Annotated in this window: 17 protein-coding genes; 11 read left to right on the forward strand and 6 right to left on the reverse strand. The window is 63.1% G+C overall.

Annotated elements, in window-relative coordinates:
* Positions 1-39 precede the first annotated feature (39 nt).
* From dnaX to AC1RNN_RS03350, 4 genes are read left to right on the forward strand one after another with little or no spacing between them, the layout of a single operon-like run.
* On the forward strand, positions 40-2,031 hold the full coding sequence (gene dnaX / locus AC1RNN_RS03335) for a DNA polymerase III subunit gamma/tau (RefSeq protein ID WP_493085995.1): 1,992 nt from the start codon (positions 40-42) through the stop codon (positions 2,029-2,031).
* Positions 2,032-2,077: 46 nt separating this feature from the next.
* On the forward strand, positions 2,078-2,410 hold the full coding sequence (locus AC1RNN_RS03340; protein ID WP_493085994.1) for a YbaB/EbfC family nucleoid-associated protein: 333 nt from the start codon (positions 2,078-2,080) through the stop codon (positions 2,408-2,410).
* Positions 2,411-2,424: 14 nt separating this feature from the next.
* Positions 2,425-3,015 carry a recombination mediator RecR gene (gene recR, locus AC1RNN_RS03345; RefSeq protein ID WP_493085992.1) on the forward strand — a complete coding sequence of 197 codons (591 nt, stop codon included), beginning with the start codon at positions 2,425-2,427 and terminating at the stop codon, positions 3,013-3,015.
* A gap of 36 nt (positions 3,016-3,051) precedes the next feature.
* A complete protein-coding gene (locus tag AC1RNN_RS03350; protein ID WP_493085990.1) occupies positions 3,052-3,465 on the forward strand; it encodes an MAPEG family protein in 414 nt (137 codons plus the stop codon).
* A gap of 45 nt (positions 3,466-3,510) precedes the next feature.
* On the opposite strand, the gene AC1RNN_RS03355 is transcribed toward AC1RNN_RS03350, so the two are convergent.
* Positions 3,511-5,133 (reverse strand): transglycosylase SLT domain-containing protein, encoded by a 1,623-nt coding sequence (locus AC1RNN_RS03355; protein WP_493085988.1) that lies wholly within the window; start codon positions 5,131-5,133, stop codon positions 3,511-3,513.
* A complete protein-coding gene (gene gloB / locus AC1RNN_RS03360) occupies positions 5,130-5,900 on the reverse strand; it encodes a hydroxyacylglutathione hydrolase (protein WP_493085986.1) in 771 nt (256 codons plus the stop codon). Before gloB ends, AC1RNN_RS03355 begins: the two co-directional genes overlap by 4 nt.
* On the opposite strand from gloB, the gene AC1RNN_RS03365 reads away from it, so the two are divergent.
* The 4 genes from AC1RNN_RS03365 (at position 5,899) to AC1RNN_RS03380 (ending at position 11,706) form a co-directional block, all read left to right on the forward strand.
* Positions 5,899-6,678, forward strand: a complete 780-nt coding sequence (locus tag AC1RNN_RS03365; RefSeq protein WP_493085984.1) for a class I SAM-dependent methyltransferase — start codon at positions 5,899-5,901, stop codon at positions 6,676-6,678. The two genes, gloB and AC1RNN_RS03365, sit on opposite strands and share 2 nt — an antisense overlap.
* Before the next feature lie 25 nt (positions 6,679-6,703).
* On the forward strand, positions 6,704-7,156 hold the full coding sequence (gene rnhA, locus AC1RNN_RS03370) for a ribonuclease HI (RefSeq protein WP_493087067.1): 453 nt from the start codon (positions 6,704-6,706) through the stop codon (positions 7,154-7,156).
* 134 nt (positions 7,157-7,290) lie between these two features.
* Positions 7,291-8,637, forward strand: coding sequence for an efflux RND transporter periplasmic adaptor subunit (locus tag AC1RNN_RS03375; RefSeq protein WP_493085982.1), 1,347 nt, complete (start codon positions 7,291-7,293; stop codon positions 8,635-8,637).
* Positions 8,638-8,655: 18 nt separating this feature from the next.
* A complete protein-coding gene (locus AC1RNN_RS03380) occupies positions 8,656-11,706 on the forward strand; it encodes an efflux RND transporter permease subunit (RefSeq protein WP_493085980.1) in 3,051 nt (1,016 codons plus the stop codon).
* A gap of 1 nt (position 11,707) precedes the next feature.
* On the opposite strand, the gene mobA is transcribed toward AC1RNN_RS03380, so the two are convergent.
* Together mobA and moaA are read right to left on the reverse strand one after the other, a co-directional pair.
* The gene (mobA, locus tag AC1RNN_RS03385) at positions 11,708-12,295 is read right to left on the reverse strand and encodes a molybdenum cofactor guanylyltransferase MobA (RefSeq protein ID WP_493085978.1); all 588 of its coding nucleotides are present in this window, start codon (positions 12,293-12,295) and stop codon (positions 11,708-11,710) included.
* Complete coding sequence (gene moaA / locus AC1RNN_RS03390) at positions 12,288-13,424, reverse strand: GTP 3',8-cyclase MoaA (RefSeq protein ID WP_493085976.1); 1,137 nt, start codon at positions 13,422-13,424, stop codon at positions 12,288-12,290. The genes mobA and moaA overlap by 8 nt, the downstream gene beginning before the upstream one ends.
* A gap of 92 nt (positions 13,425-13,516) precedes the next feature.
* Between moaA and AC1RNN_RS03395 the strand changes: the two genes are divergently transcribed.
* The 3 genes from AC1RNN_RS03395 (at position 13,517) to AC1RNN_RS03405 (ending at position 18,330) form a co-directional block, all read left to right on the forward strand.
* Positions 13,517-15,454: a TonB-dependent receptor plug domain-containing protein gene (locus AC1RNN_RS03395; protein ID WP_493085975.1), complete on the forward strand. Its 1,938-nt coding sequence runs from the start codon at positions 13,517-13,519 to the stop codon at positions 15,452-15,454.
* 63 nt (positions 15,455-15,517) lie between these two features.
* A complete protein-coding gene (locus AC1RNN_RS03400) occupies positions 15,518-16,390 on the forward strand; it encodes an ABC transporter substrate-binding protein (RefSeq protein ID WP_493085974.1) in 873 nt (290 codons plus the stop codon).
* On the forward strand, positions 16,387-18,330 hold the full coding sequence (locus tag AC1RNN_RS03405) for a hybrid sensor histidine kinase/response regulator (protein ID WP_493085972.1): 1,944 nt from the start codon (positions 16,387-16,389) through the stop codon (positions 18,328-18,330). Before AC1RNN_RS03400 ends, AC1RNN_RS03405 begins: the two co-directional genes overlap by 4 nt.
* Here AC1RNN_RS03405 and AC1RNN_RS03410 read toward each other — a convergent pair.
* Both AC1RNN_RS03410 and AC1RNN_RS03415 read right to left on the reverse strand, forming a co-directional pair.
* On the reverse strand, positions 18,327-18,965 hold the full coding sequence (locus tag AC1RNN_RS03410; RefSeq protein WP_493085971.1) for a response regulator transcription factor: 639 nt from the start codon (positions 18,963-18,965) through the stop codon (positions 18,327-18,329). The two genes, AC1RNN_RS03405 and AC1RNN_RS03410, sit on opposite strands and share 4 nt — an antisense overlap.
* Before the next feature lie 120 nt (positions 18,966-19,085).
* Positions 19,086-21,140 carry a sodium-translocating pyrophosphatase gene (locus AC1RNN_RS03415; protein WP_493085969.1) on the reverse strand — a complete coding sequence of 685 codons (2,055 nt, stop codon included), beginning with the start codon at positions 21,138-21,140 and terminating at the stop codon, positions 19,086-19,088.
* Positions 21,141-21,304: the final 164 nt, after the last annotated feature.

Below are 21,304 nucleotides of genomic sequence, written 5' to 3' on the forward strand. Positions count from 1 at the left end.
TACCTGAGAGTGGGAAGCTTGGGACACTAGAATCGGGGCATGTCCTACCTCGTGCTCGCCCGCAAGTACCGTCCGCGCAACTTCACCGAAATGGTGGGGCAGGACCATGTGGTGCAAGCCTTGGGCAATGCCTTGACTACCCAGCGCCTGCACCACGCCTACCTGTTCACCGGCACGCGCGGCGTGGGCAAGACCACGGTGTCGCGCATTCTGGCCAAGTCACTCAACTGCCAGGGCCCCGATGGCACGGGTGGTATCACGGCCACGCCCTGCGGGGTGTGCCAGGCTTGCACGGATATCGACAGCGGCCGTTTTGTGGATTACACCGAACTCGATGCTGCCTCCAACCGCGGCGTGGACGAAGTGCAGGCCCTGCTGGAGCAGGCGGTCTACAAGCCGGTACAGGGCCGCTTCAAGGTCTTCATGATCGATGAAGTCCACATGCTGACCAACACGGCCTTCAACGCCATGCTGAAGACGCTGGAGGAGCCGCCTGAATATTTGAAGTTCGTGCTGGCCACGACGGACCCGCAAAAAGTGCCCGTCACCGTGCTCAGCCGTTGCCTGCAGTTCAACCTGCGGCCCATGGCGCCCGAAACCATCCGCGAACACCTCACCAAAGTGCTGGAGGTGGAAAGCGTGCCGGCCGACGCCCAGGCCCTGCGCCTGCTGGCCCGCGCCGCGCGCGGCTCCATGCGCGATGCGCTGAGTCTGACGGACCAGGCCATCGCCTTTGGCTCTGGCCAGTTGCAGGAAGCTGCGGTCCGCCAGATGCTGGGCAGCGTGGACCGCTCCTATGTGTTCCGCCTGATTGAGGCGCTGGCGCTGGGCGATGGCAAGACAGTGGTGGAGACCTCGGAAGCCCTGCGCCACAACGGCCTGAGCGCGGGGTCCACGCTGGAAGAGATGTCCACCGTGCTGCAGCGCATGGCGGTATTGCAGGCCATGGGCGGTGCCGCTGCTGCGGATGACAGCGATCCCGAAGCCGCCGACACATCCCGTCTCGCAGCGCTGCTGCCGGCGGACGAAACCCAGCTGCTCTACAGCATTTGCCTGCATGGGCGTGCCGATCTGGGCTTGGCGCCCGATGAATACGCCGCGCTGACCATGGTGCTGTTGCGCCTGCTGGCTTTCAAGCCGCAGGACGCAGGCCTCGCGCCACCGGCTGAAAAAAAAACTCTAGCTGACGCCCCTGTGCCGATGCGGGCGGCGCCTGTTGCCGCTCCGGCCGTGGCGCCTGCCCTGCAGGCTGCAACCGTTGCCGTACCTCCGATTCCCGCCGCACGGCCCGTGCCGACGCCTGTACAGTCGGTGGCCGTAGCGCCTGCTGCGACTGTCGCGCCCGCCGCCGCGCCGCACCCGGCCGCCGTCAAACCCTGGGAAGACGCCCCGGTGTCGGCGCCTGCTGTTACGGAGGTTTCGCCAGCGGCTATTCCGCCGGGCCAGGTGCTACCGGTACGTGACAGTGGGCCCCATGTCGAGGAGCCCGCTGACCTGTACGAAGACCAACCTTCAGTGCAAAAAGTGCCACTAGCCCCCGTGGAATCTGCGCAAGCAGCTACCAAAGTTGTAGCGGTTCCGGTGCGTGCCCTGGCCGAAAGCCGATCGGATTTGGCGACCCCGCAGGCCTTGCCGGTGCTGATTCCCACGGAAGAGGGGGATTTCTGGCATGCTACGGTGCAGCAGTTGATCCAGGCAGAAGCGATTACCGCCTTGGTGCGCCAACTGGCGCTTCAGTCGCAGTTGGTGGCGCGTGACACCGACCAGTGGCTGCTGCGTGTGGAAAGTGAATCCCTGAACCAGCCCGGTACGCGAGATCGGCTCACGGCCGCGCTGGCGGGTGCCGGTTTCCCGGTCAAGCTGGTCGTGGAGATCGGCCGCGTGACCGACAGCCCCGGCCGCCGCAATGCGGCAGCGTCGGCGGAGAAGCAACTGGCGGCCGAGAAGATAATCTTTGACCATCCCTATGTGCAGGGCCTGATGCAGGACTTTGGCGCGAAAATCGTGCCCGGCTCCATTCGTCCCCTGTGAGGGGTGCCCCCGATTCATTTTTATTTTTTATTACCCAAGGACACCCATGTTCAATAAAGGACAACTTGCAGGCCTGATGAAACAAGCCCAGGCGATGCAGGACAACATGAAGAAAGCCCAGGACGAGCTGGGCAACATCGAAGTCACTGGTGAGTCCGGCGCCGGCTTGGTCAAGGTCACCATGACCTGCAAGCACGATGTCAAGCGCATCACCATCGACCCCAGCCTGCTGGCGGATGACAAGGACATGCTGGAAGACCTGGTGGCCGCTGCGTTCAACGCCGCCGTGCGCAAGGCTGAGGAGACCTCGGCCGAGAAAATGGGCAAGATCACTGCCGGCATGCCAGGCTTGCCTGGCGGCATGAAGTTCCCTTTCTAAGCGCCACCTTTTTCGTGTCCGATACCAATGCACTGGACGCCCTGGTGCAGGCGCTCAGGCGCCTGCCCGGTGTGGGGGTGAAGTCGGCCCAGCGCATGGCCTTTCACCTGCTGCAGCATGACCGCCCCGGCGCACAGTTGCTGGCACAGGCCTTGCAAGAAGCCAGCACCCAGGTCCAGCACTGCGAACGTTGCCACACCTTTACCGAGCAGGGCGTCTGTGCCACCTGCCTGGATAACCGGCGGGACCACAGCCAGCTGTGCGTGGTGGAAACACCGGCCGACCAGGCCGCCATGGAGCGTACTGGTGCCTACCGAGGCCTCTACTTTGTGCTGATGGGCAAGCTCAGTCCGCTGGACGGCGTAGGGCCGCATGACTTGGGGCTGAAGAAGCTGTTCGAGCGTGCCTGTGATGGCATGGTGCAGGAGGTCATCCTTGCCACCAACTTCACGGCCGAGGGTGAGGCGACGGCCTATGTGATTGCCGAAGGGCTCAAGGCGCGCGGGCTCAAGCCTACGCGCCTTGCGCGTGGCGTGCCTGTGGGCAGCGAGCTGGAGTATGTGGACCTGGGCACGATTGCCCATGCCCTGGTGGACCGGCGCTAGTAGCGCGGGGCCGGATTTTTTGAAAGTAGTTTGTTCATGCAATACCCCCATTTCACCGTTGCCTACTGGTGTGTACTGATTGCCGCGCTACTGCCCATCGCCTGCGCCGGGCTGGCCAAGTCCGGCCGCCTGGGCAAGCCGCGCCGTGAGGGTGGTTATGACAACGTGAACCCGCGCGAATGGCTGGCCCGCCAGACCGACTGGCGCGCCCGCGCCAACGGCGCGCAGGCGAACAGCTTTGAAGCGCTGCCCTTTTTCATTGGTGCCGTGATCATTGCGCACCAGTTGGGCGCCCATCAGGCGTGGCTGGACGTGCTGGCCTTCGTCTTCATCGTGCTGCGCATGCTCTACATCATGATGTATGTAGCCGGCATGGGCTCCGCCCGCTCGGCCGTCTGGTGCCTGGGCTTTGCCGTCAATATTGCGATTCTGCTGATCGGCTATCGCTGAACCGGGGCGGCCCCTGGCAGGGCCGGACTCCCCGACTTGCCGCCCTTAGCGCTTGGCGACCTTGGTGTTGTTGCTGCGGGCCTTGGCACTTATCGTTTTGGATTTTGCCGGGACCTTGGCGATGGCCGTTTTGCCATGACGGCTTTTGCCGGCGCTGGCCGTGCTGCTGGCTTTGCCGCGAGCCTTGGTGGGCAGGAAGAGCACGACTTGCTGACCAGCCTTGAAGCTGGCACTGGCACTCACTTTGTTCCATTCGGCCACTGACGCCGCACTGACCTTGTACTTGCGCGCGATGCTGGCCACGTTCTCGCCCTTGCCTGCCCGCACGCTGGAGCGACGCAGGGTGATTTCGGGCGCTAGCGAGAGCTGCCCGTTGTCCGCCACCTTTTCGGTCACGTCCGTCATGTGCGCAGTACGGGGTACCAGCAGGGTAGAGCCTGCGCGAATCAGTACTTTGGGCGGGATGTTGTTGATACTGCGCAGATCGCTTTCCGACATGCCGACACGCTTGGCAACATCGGCCGGGCGCTGTGTGGTGGGTGCGATCCAGGCAGTCCAACTGGCCAGACGGTTGCCGCCATAGGCCTCCAGGTTGGTCTGGAAGACTTCCGCGTTGTCCCAGGGGAGAAGGATCTGTGGCGTACCGGCCGCCAGGATGACGGGACGGTTGATGGAGGGGTTCAGCGCCTTGAAGTCCGCCAGCTCCACGCCCGCCAGTTTGGCCGCCAGCGCCACGTCGATATCGCGCTGGATGGTGACAGTCTGGAAGTAGGGGTGGTTTTCAATCAGCGGCAGCTTGGAGCTGTATTGCGCCGGGTTGGAGACGATGTTCTTGACGGCCTGCAGCTTGGGCACGTAGAAACGTGTCTCCATCGGCATGTTCAGGTCCTGATAGGTGGTGGCTTGGCCGTTGCGCTTGTTCTTCGCAATGGCGCGCCCCACGCTGCCTTCGCCCCAGTTGTAGGCGGCCAGGGCCAGGTGCCAGTCACCAAACATGCCATACAGCTTTTGCAGGTAGTCCAGCGCAGCCCGTGTGGAGGCCAGCACGTCACGGCGGTCGTCGCGGAAGGCGTTTTGCTTGAGTTCGAAGTACTTGCCGGTGGCGGGCATGAACTGCCACATGCCGGCGGCCTTGGCGGTGGAGACGGCTTGCGGGTTGAAGGCGCTCTCGATGAAAGGCAGCAGCGCCAGTTCGGTGGGCATGCCGCGCAGTTCCAGTTCCTCCACGATGTGGAAGAGGTATTTCCGGGAGCGCTCTGTCATGCGGAAGATGTAGTCCGGGCGGCTGCTGTACCACTGCTCGCGGTCGCGCACCAGTTCGTTGTCCAGGTCGGCCATGCCGTAGCCGCGGCGTATGCGCTCCCACAGGTCCGCAGGCGGCGCCAGTGCCACCACCGCGCGGGAAGACGGCAGGCTCTGCACGTCGATGTTGCTCAACTGGGCGGAGTTGGCAATCGCATTCTGGACTGCCGGGGGGGTGGCGGCTGGGGGCTTGCGGTGCAGCTCACGGCTGGTTTGCAGGCTCAGGCTGTCGGCTGGGGTGGTCGCGGGCGTTGCGTGGGTAGCGGTACTTGCTGGCGCATCCTGGGCGGCCTGCGGGGGCAGCGTGCTGGCGCAGGCGCCGAGCAGGAGCACGGCCAGCGCGCTGGTGATTTTCAGACAATTCATCGGTATTCGTTCTTCCATCGCCGTAGCGTGGCAAATGCGCCGTCCCGGGTGACCCCTTGGTCATCAAACCGGCGCAGGGCGCGCAGGATGGGCGGGGTGGAAGAGCGCAGAAAGGGGTTGATACGCCGCTCCAAGTCTATCGAAGACGGCAGGGTGGGTTGCTGGCGCTCCCGCAACGCCAGGCACTGGGCCTGGTAGGCCTGCAGGTCGGCATTGTCCGGGTCCACGGCCAGTGCAAAGCGCAGGTTGCTGAGCGTGTATTCATGGGTGCAGCATACCCGCGTGTCACCCGGCAGCGCTGCCAGCTGCGCCAGCGAATGCTCCATTTGTGCTGGGGTACCCTCAAACAGCCGGCCGCAGCCGGCACTGAAAAGCGTATCCCCACAAAACAGGAGGGGGCTTCCATCCATCCCCGGGCAGTAGTAGGCAATGTGGCCCGCCGTGTGGCCGGGGATGTCCCGCACCTGAAAGTCCAGGCCCAGGCTGTGCACTTCCTGGCCTTGCTGCAGTGGCTGGAAAGGTTGGGGAATGTCTTCCCGGGCTGGGCCGTACACCACCGCTCCGGTGGCCTGCCGCAGGGCGTCCACGCCGCCAGTGTGGTCGCCGTGGTGGTGGGTGACTAGAATGCTGCGCAGTTTCAGTCCCTGGTCCTGCAGTGCATGCAGTACTGGCGCGGCATCGCCCGGGTCTACCACCAGAGCTTCTCGTCCATCGTGCAACATCCAGACATAGTTGTCTGTCAACGCGGGTAGCGGTATTAACTTCATGAGCGAACAAATTATAGGTTTGCAGGACTGGTTTCAGACCCCCGCCGGGCAGTATCTGCTGGCGTGGGAGGATGCCCAGTTGCGCTCTACCGTGGTGGACATTTTTGGATACCACGCCTTGCAGCTGGGGGTGCCGCAGTTGCACGGCTTGCAGGCCAACCGCATGCCCTACCAATGGCTGGGCATGCCGCAGCCGCAGGGTGACACCGAAGGCCTGCGTGCGGCCCTCGTGACCGACTTTGCGGCCTTGCCTTTTCCAGCTTGCAGTCTGGATCTGGTGGTTCTGCCCCACACCTTGGAGCTCAGCGTCGACCCCCATGCCACTTTGCGCGAAGTGGAGCGTGTGCTGGTACCTGAGGGGCGTGTGGTCATTTGCGGCCTGAATCCGGCCAGCCTATGGGGCTTGCGCCAGCGGCGTGCACGCCTGTTGAAGGGCTTGGGACTGGGAGAACTTTTTTTACCCGAATGCGGCGAGTTCATTGGGTATTGGCGTTTGCGCGACTGGCTGCGCCTGTTGGGCTTCGAGGTGGAAGAGGGGCGATTTGGCTGCTACCGGCCAGCCGTGCAAAGCGAGGCCTGGCTGGAGCGCTGGGCATGGATGGACCGCGCGGGCCCACGGTGGTGGCCCATTGTGGGGGCCGCCTATTTTTTGGTGGCAGTGAAGCGGGTGCGCGGTATGCGCCTTCTGGGGCCTGCTTGGAAGACCGGGGCCGCCCGCGGCACTGCTCCGGTGCCTGTGGTGCAGCGTCGCCAGCCCCCGGAACTGACACGGGATTGAAAGTACAAGGACGATGACACAGACAATGAATTCAGTGGTGATTTACACGGACGGAGCCTGCAAGGGCAATCCGGGCCCAGGCGGTTGGGGCGTGTTGCTGCGCGCACCGGACGGCAGCGAGAAAGAACTGTTTGGGGGCGAGTTGGGCACCACCAACAACCGCATGGAAATGATGGCGGTGATTCAGGCGTTGTCGGCTCTCAAGCGCCCGTGCAGCGTGGTCTTGCATCTCGACAGCCAGTATGTGCTCAAGGGCATTACGGAATGGCTGACAGGCTGGAAAGCCAAGGGGTGGAAGACGGCAGGCAAACAGCCCGTCAAGAATGTGGATCTTTGGCAACAGCTGGATGCGCTGGCCCACGGCGCTGGCCACACGATCGACTGGCGCTGGGTCAAGGGGCACGCGGGTGACCCGGGCAACGAGAGGGCCGATGCATTGGCCAATTGCGGGGTGGAGCAGGCGCTGGGACGGCGATAGCCCGCAAGGGGTGGTGCGCGGGGTGCAATACCCCCAGGTAATCTGGGGTTTGCTCCTATGAAAACATGTAACAAGTGTCACATGGCGGCGCTACTATTGCAGCTTTGTCCCAATTTCACCCCCTCTGACTTCCCATGGCATCTAAAGCTGTTTACCCCGCGCTGGCCCTCTTGGGCATTGCAACCCTTTCCGGTGCGGCATGGTGGTACCAATCCCGACCCCAAGGTCCGAAGGAAGTTGTTGCGGCCAGTGGCGGGGCTCAGGCTGCTGTCAAGCCATCCTCTTCGGGGGGCGCTGCGCCACGGGCAGCAGGGGTGGAAGTGGCCAAGGTCGTGCAAACCAGTCTGCAGGACGATGCCCAGTCGGTCGGTACCTTGCGGTCCCGCCAGAGTGTGATGCTGCGCCCCGAAGTGGCGGGGCGCGTCAAGAGCCTGGGGTTTCAGGACGGTTCCATGGTGCGCAAGGGCCAGGTGCTGGTGCAGCTGGATGACACACTGCAGCGTGCAGAACTGAGTCAGGCGCAAGCCCAAGTCTCCATCGCGGAGGCCAACTTCAAGCGTAACCAGGAGTTGGTCGCACAGAATTTTGTGGCCCAGCGTGTGCTGGATGAAAGCGCTGCCAACCTGCAGGTGGTACAGGCCCAGCTGGCGCTGGCGCAGGCACGGCTGGGTCGCATGGCCATCACGGCACCCTTTGATGGCACCGTTGGTTTGCGCAATGTGAATCTGGGCGACTATGTCAAGGACGGTGCTGACTTGGTGAATCTGGAAGATACGGGTAGCATGCTGGTGGACTTCCGCCTGCCAGAGCGTTACCAGCGCAAGATTCGCCAGGGCCAGACAGTGGAGATGGCGCTCGAAGCCTTTCCCGGGCGTTTGTTCAAGGCCCGCATCGAGGCTGTGGATCCTTTGCTGGACGTGAATGGCCGTTCCATTGGAGTGCGTGCTGTGCTGCCGAATACGGGGGGAGAGGCAGCGGTTGCTGCATCGCCTGCGCCATCGGCCGCGACCGAGAAAAAACCTGCTGAAGGCAAAGCGGCTGGCAAGCCTGCAGGTGCAGGCAAGGGCGGCACCGGCGGTGGTGGGCCACTGCGTCCCGGCATGTTTGCCCGGGTAACGGCCGTTTTTGGTGTGAATGATGCCGCGCTGATCGTGCCCGAGGAAGCGATCGTTCCCCAGGGGGGCAAGCAGTTTGTGATTCGCGTGGTCGAACCTTCCGAGGTACCGGCTGCGACCAGCTTGCCGCCGGATACGCAATGGGTGTCCCTGCGCCAGGAAGTCAAGCTTGGCGTACGCCGGCAGGGCAAAGTGGAGATTCAGGAAGGGCTGAGCGAAGGACAGACGATTGTGGTGGCCGGTCAGCAACGCCTGCAAAAGGATGGTACGCCGCTGCGTATTGTGGAGTTGGGACGACCTGCATCCGGGCCTGCCGGCGCCGCTTCGGCACCGACAGCGTCCGCTTCGGCCACCGCTTCTCGCTGATTCCGCAAAGGCACGACCATGCAATTGGCGGAAACATCCATTCGTCGCCCGGTTTTTGCGACCGTGCTGTCCTTGCTGATCATGCTGATCGGCGCGGTGTCGTTCAACCGGCTGTCGGTACGCGAATACCCCAAGATTGATGAGCCCGTGGTGACGGTGACCACGGTTTTCTCCGGTGCCTCCAGCGAGGTGGTGGAAGCCCAGGTGACCAAGGTGCTGGAGGACTCGCTCGCTGGCATTGAGGGGGTCGACGTGATCACCTCCAACAGCCGTCCTGAACGAAGCCAGATTTCCATCCGTTTCGCATTGACGCGCGATGCAGACTCGGCTGCTGCCGATGTGCGCGACAAGACGTCTCGTGTGCGCCAGCGTCTGCCGCAGGGCATCGATGAGCCGGTGATTGCCAAGGTGGAGGCAGATGCTTTTCCGGTGATTTTTCTCTCGTTGAGCTCGGATACCCATACGGCGCTGCAGCTTTCGGAAATGGCCAACACCCTGGTCAAGCCGGTGTTGCAAACGGCCCCGGGTGCAGCCGATGTCACGGTGCAGGGGGAGCGCAAGTTCTCCATGCAGATCGCTCTGGATCCGGCCAAGCTGGCAGCGTATCGCCTGACGATCCAGGATGTGGAGGACACCCTGCGCCGTTCCAATCTGGAAGTGCCGGCAGGGCGTATTGAAAGCAGTTTGCGCGAATTCAACGTCACAGCAGCGACCGATCTGCGCCGACCGCAGGAGTTTGCGCAGGTCGTCATCAAGACGGTGAATGGGTTCCCGGTGCGTATCAGCGACGTAGCGCGCGTGCAGCAGGGGCCCGCCAGCGAGCGCACCAGCGTGCGACTCAATGGCCGTGACGCCATCGGCGTGGGCGTGATTCGCCAGGCCACGGCCAACCCCCTGGATCTGTCGGCCGGCGTGCGTGAGCTGATGGTCAAGATCCAGAAAGATTTGCCGCCCGGCGTTTCGGTGGACATCGCCAATGACAACTCGGTCTTCATCGATCGCTCCATCAAGGCCGTCTACCACACCATCATCGAGGCCTCGGTGCTGGTGGCGCTGGTGATTTTCCTGTTCTTGCGTACGTTGCGGGCTGCGATCATTCCGCTGGTCACCATTCCTGTGGCCCTGATTGGTGCGTTTGCATTGATGGCCCTCGCAGGCTTCAGTATCAACACTCTGACCCTGCTGGCCCTGGTGCTCGCCATCGGCCTGGTGGTGGATGACGCCATCGTCATGCTGGAAAACATTTATCGCCACATTGAGGATGGCATGCCTCCATTCCAGGCGGCCATTCAGGGCGCCCGGGAGGTGGGTTTTGCCATTGTGGCCATGACCCTGACGCTGGTGGCTGTATATGTGCCGTTGGCGTTTGCGCCGGGACGTACCGGGCGGTTGTTCACCGAGTTTGCACTGGCGCTGGCCGGCGCCGTCATGGTCTCGGGCGTAGTGGCCCTGACGCTCTCGCCCATGATGTCTTCGGTACTGCTGCGCCACAACCCCAAGCCGAGTTGGTTCGACAGCCATATGGAAGCTGTGCTCGAAGCCTTCACGCGTGGCTATGGCCGCGTGCTGGGCTGGACGCTGAAGGCGCGCTGGCTGGTGGTCTTGGTCATGTTGGGCAGTGGTGTGGTGTCCTGGCTTGTGTTGGGAGACATCAAGCGCGAACTTTCGCCCATGGAAGATCGGGGCGTGGTGCTGGCACAGGTCAACGCGCCCGATGGTTCGACACTGGATTTCACCAACCGCTATGCGCGTGCCATTGAAAAGGTAGGAGAGAACTACCCCGAATTTGATCGCGTATTCTCGACGATTGGCAACCCCACGGTCGCGCAAGGCAATATCTTCTTCCGTGCCGTGCCTTGGGAGGAGCGAAAGCGCACCACCATCGAGATGGCGCGTGAGATGACTCCGCGTGTCTCAGGCATGTCGGGTGTGACCGCCTTTCCCATCACGCCACCGTCCCTAGGGCAGGGCTTTACCCAGCGCCCGGTGAACTTCGTGATCATCACCTCCGAGAGCTACCAGAACCTGTCCCAGACGGTGCGCGCGTTCCAGGACGAACTGGCCAAGAATCCCGGTTTTCTGCAGGTGGACACGGATTTGCGTTTGAACAAGCCCGAGTTCCGTATGGAGGTAGACCGCGAGCGTGCGGCGGATCTGGGCGTCGGTGTGGACACCATTGCCCGTTCAGTGGAGACGATTCTGGGCGGACGCAACGTCACACGTTACAAGCGTGAAGGTGAGCAGTACGACGTGGTGGTGCAAACCCTCGCCAGCGGCCGCGATGCACCGGAGGACATCGAGAAGATTTTCGTGCGTGCCAAGGGCGACACCATGGTGCCGCTGTCTGCCTTGGTCAAGATTCGTGAAGTGGTGGTTCCGCGTGAGCTCAACCACTTTGGACAGCGGCGCTCGGCGACCATCACGGCCAACGTGGCACCCGATTATTCGCTGGGTGAAGCGCTCAACTACCTGGATGAAACCGCCAAGAAGGTGCTCAAGCCCGGCTACGCAACAGACGTGAACGGCTCCAGCCGCGAGTTCCGGAAATCCTCGGACTCGTTGACACTGGTGTTTTTGCTGGCGCTGGTGTTCATCTTTTTGGTGCTGTCCGCCCAGTTCGAGAGCTTTATCGACCCCTTGGTCATCATGTTGAGCGTGCCACTGTCCATGGCAGGGGCGCTGCTGGCCCTGAAATGGTCCGGCGGGACGCTCAATGTGTTCAGCCAGATCGGCCTGATCACGCTGGTCGGCCTGATCACCAAGCACGGCATTTTGATCGTGGAGTTTGCCAACCAGCTGCGTGAGCAGGGCATGTCCACGTTGGAGGCCATCCAGCAATCAGCCTCGCAGCGTATCCGTCCCATCCTGATGACCACCGGTGCCATGGTGCTGGGGGCCATTCCGCTGGCACTGGCAAGCGGCGCTGGTGCAGAAAGCCGTCAGCAGATTGGCTGGGTCATCGTGGGAGGTATGTCGCTGGGAACATTGCTGACCGTGTTCGTGGTGCCCACCATGTACACCCTCTTGGCACGCAAGCACGCGCCGGGCGCCAAGAAAGACGCCGTCTGAACTAAGCCCCGCCGGCCTGCAGGTCGGGGAGGGTATTGAAGTTGCCAAAGGCCGCCGGGGTCTCAAAATCCAGCCACTGCACGCCACAGCTTTCCAGCCAGGTCTGCAGTTTGCGTTGGCCTTGCGCCAGATACGCCTCAAGAGAGGCCTCCACTCCGCGCTGCAGCATGCAGGGCAGAGGGTGCGTACGGTCCCGCACGCGCACGGCCGCAGCCCGGTTGCCTTTCAGCGCCGCCTGCAGGCGTTGCACCAGGTCCAGCGGAAGATGCGGCGTGTCGCAGGCGACAAATAACAGGGTGGCAGCCGACGGCGCCACCCGCAGCGAAGCCAACATGCCTTGCAATGGTCCGCCATAGCCTTCCTGCCCATCGCTCCAGACCGGGTAACCCCATGCGGCGTACTGGTCCAGATGGCGATTGGCGTTGATGGCGATAGACAGGGGAGGAACACCCTGTTGTTGGTGCAGGCGTTCCAGCACATGGGTGATGAGAGGGCGGCCCTGGTAGGGTTGCAGTCCCTTGTCGAAGCCTCCCATGCGCTGGCCCTGGCCGCCCGCCAGCACCACGCACAGGGGCGTGTCGTCAGCCACCGATATAGCTCATCTCCACGCGGCGTGGCGTGGGTGTTGCATTCCCGGGCTGGGCAGCGCGCAGGGCCGAGTACTGGTCGCTGCGGGCAAGCCAGATCTGGCGCAGGGCCGCACCCAGCAGCGCATCGTCACCGCCACTGCGCAGGATGCTGCGCAGGTCATGGCCCTGGTGGGCAAACAGGCAGGTATAGAGCTGGCCTTCGGTGGAGAGGCGGGCACGGTTGCAGTCGCCGCAAAAAGCCTCGGTGACGCTGCTGATCAGGCCCAGCTCGCCGGCTTGGGTGTCGTGTTGACCTGCCGCATTGGCGTAGCCCCAGCGCTGTGCAGTCTCACCCGGGCGCTGTGGCAGGGGGATCAGAGGGAACTCGCTTTGTAACAGACTCATCACTTCGGCCGATGGCAATACCTCGTCCATTTGCCAGCCATTGGTGGCGCCCACGTCCATGTACTCAATAAACCGCAGCGCGATACCGCTGCCGCGGAAGTGCCGCGCCATGGGCAGGATTTCATGCTCATTGGTGCCGCGCTTGACCACCATGTTGACCTTGAGCGGGCCCAGGCCCACGGCTTGGGCGGCGTCCAAGCCTTCGAGCACTTTGGCGACAGGAAAGGCCACATCGTTCATGCGTTGGAACACGGCGTCGTCCAGTCCGTCCAGGCTGACGGTAACGCGCTGCAGGCCGGCGTCCTTGAGAGCGCGGGCTTTCTTGGCGAGCAGGGAGCCGTTGGTCGTGAGTGTGAGGTCCAGCGGCAGGCCTTCGGGCGTACGCAGGGCAGCGAGCTGTTCAATGAGGCGTTCGATGTTCTTGCGCAACAGGGGCTCCCCCCCGGTCAGCCGAATCTTGCGCACACCCAGTGCTACAAACTGGCGCGCCAGACGCGTGATTTCCTCGAAACTCAGCAGTGCGCTCTGGGGCAGGTAGGCGTAGTCCTGGTTAAAGACTTCCTTGGGCATGCAGTAGCTACACCGAAAATTACAGCGGTCGGTGACGCTGATGCGCAGGTCGTGTAGCGGGCGGCCGAGCCGGTCTGCAAGCGGGCCCTGGGCATCGAAAAATGGCGCACCCACCGGCAACTTGCGGGAACGCAGGTCCAGCAAGGGTAGGATGCGGGTGTCAGGGACGGCCATGTGCATATTGTCCACGCTTCGCCGTAGACAGCGTGATTCACAGGGCAAAATCGGGACCATATAAAAACATAGTCCGTCGTTGGAGAGAGACCATGCACTCCAAGCTCATACCCGCACTGTTAATACTTGCCTGCGCGACGGCTAGGGCCCAAAGTGGCTCTGCCGCGAGTGCGGTGAGCGAGAACGATTTTCTGGGCGAGGTTCCTGTAGTCTTGTCGGTGTCCCGTCTGGCACAGCCATTGGATGAGGCACCTGGCGCCGTGACCATTCTGGACCGCCAGTTCATTCGCATGTCGGGCGCGCGCGATGTCGCCGATTTGTTGCGCATGGTGCCTGGCTTCCAGACCACAACTTCGTTTGAAACGGATGCTCCCCTGGCCTCTTACCACGGGCGCAGCGACGACTGGGCCAACCGCATCCAGGTGCTGGTGGATGGCCGATCGGTTTATTCGGGGCATCTGCAGGGGTCTGCAGGCCTGGGTTTGCAGACCCTGGCACTTGACGATATTGCCCGTATTGAGGTGCTACGCGGCTCCAATTCGGCGACCTATGGCGCCCGTGCTTTCCTTGGGGTAATCAACATTGTGTCGCGCGATGTGCGCGACACCATCGGGGGCAGTGCCTCTATCTCGGCCGGTGACAGCGGTATTGCAGATGCCGGTGCACGCTTGGGCTGGGGGCAGCCGGCAGCGGCATACCGCGTCAGCGTGGACAGCCGGGGTGATCAGGGATTGCGGGGCGCCTTTGGTCGCAACCGGGTCTCGCGTTTCAACGCCGCTGCGACGTTTGATCTTGGGGCTGGCGCGGAGTTGGACCTGCGCGCGGGGGCTTTGGGCATTGATGCCGGGCGTGGCACCGAGGGAGATGCTGGCAATGCCGCACGCATGCGTTTCTTTGGATCGCAGTTTTTGCAGGCCGACTGGCACGCCCCGCTGAGCGAAAACGATGATCTGCTGCTGAGTTATTCCCATACAGAGAATAGCCATAGGGATACCTTCCCCTATCTCTCCAATGCCGCCGGAGTGAATTACTTTGGCATTCCGATCGACTTCAGCGCGCGGGAGGTCAACGATGCCTTCACCCTGCAGCACACCTGGCGGGCATCAGACGCGGTGCGCTCGGTTTGGGGTGTGGAGTTGCGCAGGGAAGCTGTTAGTTCGGATTCCAGCTTTGACCAATTGGGCAAAGTCACATCGGACTTCTCCCGCTTGTTTGGCAATGTGGAATGGCGCCTGCTGCCCGCTTGGGTGCTCAATGCCGGGGCCATGGCCGAAAACAGCAACATTGCCGGTAGTAGCCTGTCTCCTCGCCTGATGTTCAACTGGCATGCCCTGGAAGGGCACACCTTGCGTGCCGGGGTGAGCACCGCATTCCGGCCTCCCAGTGCCTATGAGCGCTACGCTGCCGTGCGCTATTACGACCTCAATGGACAAAACCCCATCACCACGGTGCTGGGCAACGGCACGGTGCGGCCGGAGAAGATTTTTATCCGGGAACTGGGCTACAACTTCTCTCTGGCGCACAACGTGTGGTCGGGCGATGTTCGGTTCTTCGATGAGCGGATCACCGATGGCATAGAGCGCCCTGCGAACGTCAGCCCGGAGGAATACCAGAACATCGAAAACTTTGACATCACCGGTGTGGAGTACCAGGTGCAATGGAAGCCTGCGCAGGAAACGCAGGTGTATTTCAGCCAGACCTGGACGGATATCGCTGGGGCCCCGCGGTTCAAAACCTCCCACGGTGCAGCGCGATATGCCGCTTCCCTGGCGGTAATGCACACGCTGTCCCGGGGTTACGCCGTTTCGCTGATGCACCAGCAGTCGGAAGACATCGGCCTGATGTCAGGCAACGGCCTGCGCTACTCGCTGGCGCGCACCGATGTGCGGGTGGCCAAGGCGTTCCGCATGGGGCAGCACAAGGCCGAACTGGCCCTGACGGTACAAAACCTGGACCAGCCCTACCGCGACGGTGACCGGAAGTTCTTCTTTGATCGCCGGGCTTTTGTTTCCCTGCGGATGGATTACTGAGGCATGGGATTGGCGGGCATTTTCAGCAGCTTGTTGTTTACCGGGGCGCTACTGAGCGCCGGTATGGCATCCGCTGCTGATGTGCTGGTCCTGAGCAGTGATCGCAGCGCCAGTTACGCCGACGCCAGCCAGGCAGTGGTTTCCGAGCTGGTACGCCAAGGGGTTCGTCGCACCGATATCACCCAACTGGCGGTGCCTGATGTGATGCCTGCCGATCTGGCCGCAGCGCAGGGTGCCAAGGTGTGGGTCACCCTGGGCTCCGAGGCGCTGATGCGTGCCTTGCAGCGTGATGGACACCCACCGCTGGTGTCTGCCCTGATTCCCCGGCAGGGGTTTGAGCGCCTGGTGCGTGACAACCCGGGCAAAGCCGCGACGGTGGCCGTCTACCTGGACCAACCATTTACACGCCAGCTGGAGCTGATCCACCAGGCCCTGCCGGATGTGAAGCGCATCGGGGTCTTGTGGGGCCAGGACTCCTTGCAGCAGCAGGCCAGCCTGCAGGCTGCGGTCCAAGCGCGGGGCATGGAGATTGTGTCCGGCCCCGTGGTGAGTACATCCAGCCTGTTTTCGGGGCTGAAAACCGTGTTGGACGACGCCGGCGTCCTGCTGGCGGTGGCAGACCCGCAGGTCTACAACGGTGGCAGCATTGCCAACATTCTGTTGGCGACCTACCGGGTGCGGGTGCCCGTGGTGGCGTTCTCTCCGGCCTACGTCAAGGCGGGGGCTCTTTTGGCGGTTTATAGCACCCCGCGCCAGATCGGTGTGCAGGCCGGTGCGCTGGCCCGCACGGTGCTGCAGGGTGGGCCCATGCCAGCGTCGCAATACCCACAGGACTTTGATGTGGCGGTCAACGAGCATGTGGCGCGTTCTTTGGGTTTGACGCTGGATGAGGCGGCCCTGAATGAGCGCATGCGCCGTCTGGAGAAGCGACCATGATGTTTCCGGGCATTCGCGCACGCATGCTGGCGGCCGCCCTGGTGCCGGTGGCCCTGGTGGTCATGGCACTAGTTGCCGTATTCTGGAACAGCCGTTTGTCGGACCTGGATGAATCCCATGGTTTGCGCACGCGCCTGATGGCACGGCAGGTGGCGCTGGCCAGCGAATACGGCATCTTCTCGGGCAATGTGCCGGCGCTGCAGGCGGTGCTTGCGGGCCTGCAGCGTGAGCCAGACGTCAAGTCGGTAGCCATTTTTGATGCTGAAGGTCGCATGCTGGTGAGCTCCGGCGCTCTGCACTACAGCGGCTTCAAGGAGGCCAGCAGCCCGACCTATGCGCAGTACCAGTCCGGCCAGAACGCCGATGTGATGGTGGAGGCCATCACCTCCGGCAATGTACCGGTGGATGATCTGTTCTCGCCATCGCCCGGCGCTCAGGGGGCGGCCCCGGAGGTGCTGGGCCATGTGGTGCTGGAAGTGTCGCGGGCCCGTCTGCTAGCCCGTGAGCGCGAGTTGCTGGTGCTCGCGATGGGCATCGGGTTTGCCGGACTGGTGCTGGGAGGCATTCTGGCTACCCAGATGGGAGAGGGCGTGGTGCGCCCGGTGTTGCGTGTGTCGCGCATGATCGAGCGCATAGGGCAGGGCGATCTCTCGCCCAGCTCGGAGTCGCCACCCTCCGACCCACTCTACGACCTGCAAACCCGCCTGAACCAGATGGCACAGCGCCTGGCCTGGGGGCGGGAGGAGATGGAATTCCGGGTGGAGTCTGCCACGCGCGAACTGCGTCTGAAGAAGGAAGAGGCCGAGACCGCCACCCTGGCCAAATCCCGCTTTCTGGCGGCTGCCAGCCATGACCTGCGCCAGCCTACCCATGCCTTGGGCATGTTCGTCGCCCGACTGGGTCAGTTGCCACTGGACGCGTCCACACGACAACTGGTAGCCAGCTTGGAGGCTTCGGTGCTATCCATGCAGGATTTGCTGGACGGCTTGCTGGACGTGTCGCGGCTGGACGCCGGGGCGGTGCAGGTGCAAGCCGGGCCGGTCAATATGGGCGAGTTCTTCAATGGCTTGCGCAAGGCGCTGCAGCCCTTGGCCGAGAGCAAGGGCCTGCGCCTGCGCATCCGGCCCAGCCCATACTGGGCCTTGAGCGATCCGGTGCTACTGCAGCGCATGGTGATGAACCTCGCCAACAACGCCATTCGCTATACCGAGCGCGGTACGGTCCTGATTTCGTGCCGCCGTATCGAGGGTGGACGCCGGCTGCGGCTGGACGTGGCAGACAGCGGCATCGGTATCTCTCCGGCCCACCAGGAAGACATCTTCCGCGAGTTCTACCAGGTGGGTAACGCGGGACGCGATCGCACCCAGGGGTTGGGGCTGGGGCTCAACATCGTGGAGCGCACGGCCCAGCTCCTGGGTCACGGCATCACGCTGCGCTCTGCGCTGGGCTGTGGCACGCGTTTCTCCATCCACATGCCCATGGCGCATGCGGTGGAGTTGTCATCGGTCATGCTGCCCGCCGATCCGCAGGGTCTGGGCGGTGTGGAAGGCATGCGGGTGCTGGTGATCGAGGACGACGGCTTCGCGCTGGAGGCCATCCGCGACTTGCTGATTTCTTGGGGTTGCGTGGTCAATGCCGCGGCCACCGTGTCGCAGGCGCTGGACTACGTGAATGCCTATGCTCCACCAGATGTGGTGCTCAGTGATTTCCGCCTGGGCGAGGCGCGTACTGGCCTGGATGTGATTGCCATGGTACGGGCCCATGCGCGGCGTGAGATACCGGCTTGTCTGATGAGCGGGGATACGGATGCCGGCCTGATCCAGGCCGCCAAGGATGCGGGCCTGACCCTGTTGCACAAGCCGGTGCGCCCGGCCAAGCTGCGCAGCTTCCTGCGGCGCTCGGCCATGGCTGCCGAGCTAGACGATCCTGCAGGTTTTTAGGCTGCCGAGGTGGGGCGGTAGCCGCAGCGTGCCGCAGCCACCACCGCCTGCGTGCGGTTCTGCACATCGAAATAACGCAGGATGGACGCCACGTGCGTCTTCACGGTTTCTTCTGACACATTGAGGGAGACGCCGATTTCGCGGTTGGATCGGCCATCGAGCAATTCGCGAAGCACCAGCTCCTGGCGCTGGGTCAGGGGTGGTTTGGCATTGCCGGTGTCGTAGGGGACAGCGCCCAAGTCGCTGCCCAGTTCCGAGGGGGAGTAGACATCGCCATTGAGCACCAGACGCACTGCATGCAGCAGTTCGTCGCTGAGGCTGGATTTGGTGACAAAACCCGATGCACCTGACTGGAGCACCTGGCGCATGATCTGCACATTGGCCGAGCCGGAGAGCATCACGATGGGCAGCTCGGGGTGCTTCTTGCCGAAAATGTCGAGCGCTTGCAGGCCCGTCATATCGGGCAGGTGGTAGTCCAGCAGGACCAGATCGATGTCCACATGGCTTTGCGCCAGTGCAAAGGCCTGTTCGCAGGTACCGGCCTGCAGCACGGAGACGTTCTCGTCCAGGCCCTTGAGCACCTGGTGCAGGCCTTCACGCACCAGAGCGTGGTCGTCAATCACGAGTATTTTCACGGCTTCGATTCAAAGTGGGCGGCAGGTTCACCGATGGCGCCATGGTAGCGCAAAGCAGGCGCGCGCAGCCCCATGAAAAAGGCCCGCTTGGGCGGGCCTTGCAGAAGGAGTGGTGCGGGGTCAGCCGCCGTGCAGCTTCATCATCAGCGGCACGATCAGCAGCGCCACGATGTTGATGATCTTGATCAGAGGGTTGACGGCGGGGCCGGCGGTGTCCTTGTAGGGGTCGCCCACGGTATCGCCGGTCACGGCAGCCTTGTGCGTCTCCGAGCCCTTGCCGCCGTGGTGGCCATCTTCGATGTATTTCTTGGCGTTGTCCCAAGCGCCGCCGCCGGTGCACATGGAGATGGCCACAAACAGGCCGGTGACGATGGTGCCCATGAGCAGGCCTCCCAGGGCAGCCGGGCCCAGGGCCAGGCCGACCACGATGGGAACGACCACCGGCAGCAGGCTGGGAATCATCATTTCCTTGATGGCCGCCGTGGTCAGCATGTCCACAGCCGTGTCGTACTCGGGCTTGCCGCTGCCGTCCATGATGCCCTTGATCTCCTTGAACTGTCGGCGCACTTCCACCACCACGCTGCCGGCAGCGCGGCCCACCGCTTCCATGGCCATGGCGCCGAACAGGTAGGGAATCAGCCCGCCGATGAACAGGCCAATGATGACCATGGGGTTGCTCAGGTCGAAGCTGATGACCTTGCCATAGGCTTCCAGCTTGTGGGTGTAGTCGGCAAACAGCACCAGCGCGGCCAGGCCAGCGGAGCCGATGGCGTAGCCCTTGGTCACGGCCTTGGTAGTGTTGCCCACGGCGTCCAGCGGGTCGGTGATGTCGCGCACGCTGGCGGGCAGCTCGGCCATTTCGGCAATGCCGCCCGCGTTGTCGGTGATGGGGCCATAGGCGTCCAGCGCCACCACGATGCCGGCCATGCTCAGCATGGAGGTGGCGGCAATGGCGATGCCGTAGAGGCCGGCCAGCGCGTAGGCCGTGTAGATGGCCACGCAGACAAAGATCACGGGCCAGGCGGTGGAGCGCATGGAGACACCCAAGCCGGCAATGATGTTGGTGCCGTGGCCGGTGGTGGAGGCTTGGGCGATGTGCTGCACCGGTGCGTATTGCGTGCCGGTGTAGTACTCGGTGATCCAGACCAGTGCACCGGTCAGCACCAGGCCCACGGCGCAGGCGCCAAATAGCTTGCCGGCAGCGCCGGTGCCGCCCAGGGCGTTGTCGGCAATCATGCTTTGCGTGACAAAGTAGAAGGCGATCAGCGAGAGCACGCCGGCAATCGCCAGGCCCTTGTAGAGGGCCGGCATCACGTTCTTCATGCCGGGCGAGGCCTTGACGAAGAAGCAGCCGATGATGGATGCGACGATGGACACCGCGCCCAGTGCCAGGGGATACAACACCGTGCTGGCCCCCGCTGCGCTTGCGAGAAGTGCTCCCAAAACCATAGTGGCGATCAGGGTCACCGCGTAGGTCTCGAACAGGTCGGCGGCCATGCCGGCGCAGTCGCCCACGTTGTCGCCGACGTTGTCGGCAATCACGGCCGGGTTGCGCGGGTCATCTTCGGGAATGCCGGCTTCCACCTTGCCCACCAGGTCGGCGCCCACGTCGGCGCCCTTGGTGAAAATGCCACCGCCCAGGCGGGCGAAGATGGAGATCAGCGAGGAGCCAAAGGCAAAACCGATCAGCGGGTTGAGCTTGGCGGCGGTCACGGCGCCATCGGGCACCAGGAACCAGTAGAACGCTGTCACGCCCAGCAGGCCCAAGCCCACTACCAGCATGCCGGTGATGGCGCCGCCACGGAAGGCCACGTCCAGCGCCGGGCCAATGCCCTTGGTGGCGGCTTGGGCGGTACGCACATTGGCGCGCACCGAGACATTCATGCCGATAAAGCCGCAGGCCCCGGAGAGTACTGCGCCGACGACGAAGCCGGCTGCGCTCAGGGGATCGAGAAAAATGCCAATCAGGATGGTCAGGATCACACCGACGATGGCGATGGTCTTGTACTGCCGTGCGAGGTAAGCCGCTGCGCCGGTCTGGATGGCGGCTGCAATCTCTTGCATGCGCGCATTGCCGGCGTCCTGGGAAAGAATCCAGCTGCGGGCCCAAAAACCGTACACCACGGCAATGAGACCACAGCCAAGCGCCAGAAACAGCGCTGTGTTGCCCGTCATAGAAATACTCCTCTATGGTTGTTTCGCAAAGGTGGGAAGCAACGCCAGCGTTGATTCCCGCTGCGTTGCTTCCTCAATGCGCCACACCACCAAGGGCAGGGCGTTGATTGGCCAACAGACCCAATGTAGCCTGCTTTGATGACAGTACCGGGAAAACGCAAGTG

The sequence above is a fragment of the Rhodoferax sp. GW822-FHT02D07 genome (genome assembly GCF_058802405.1).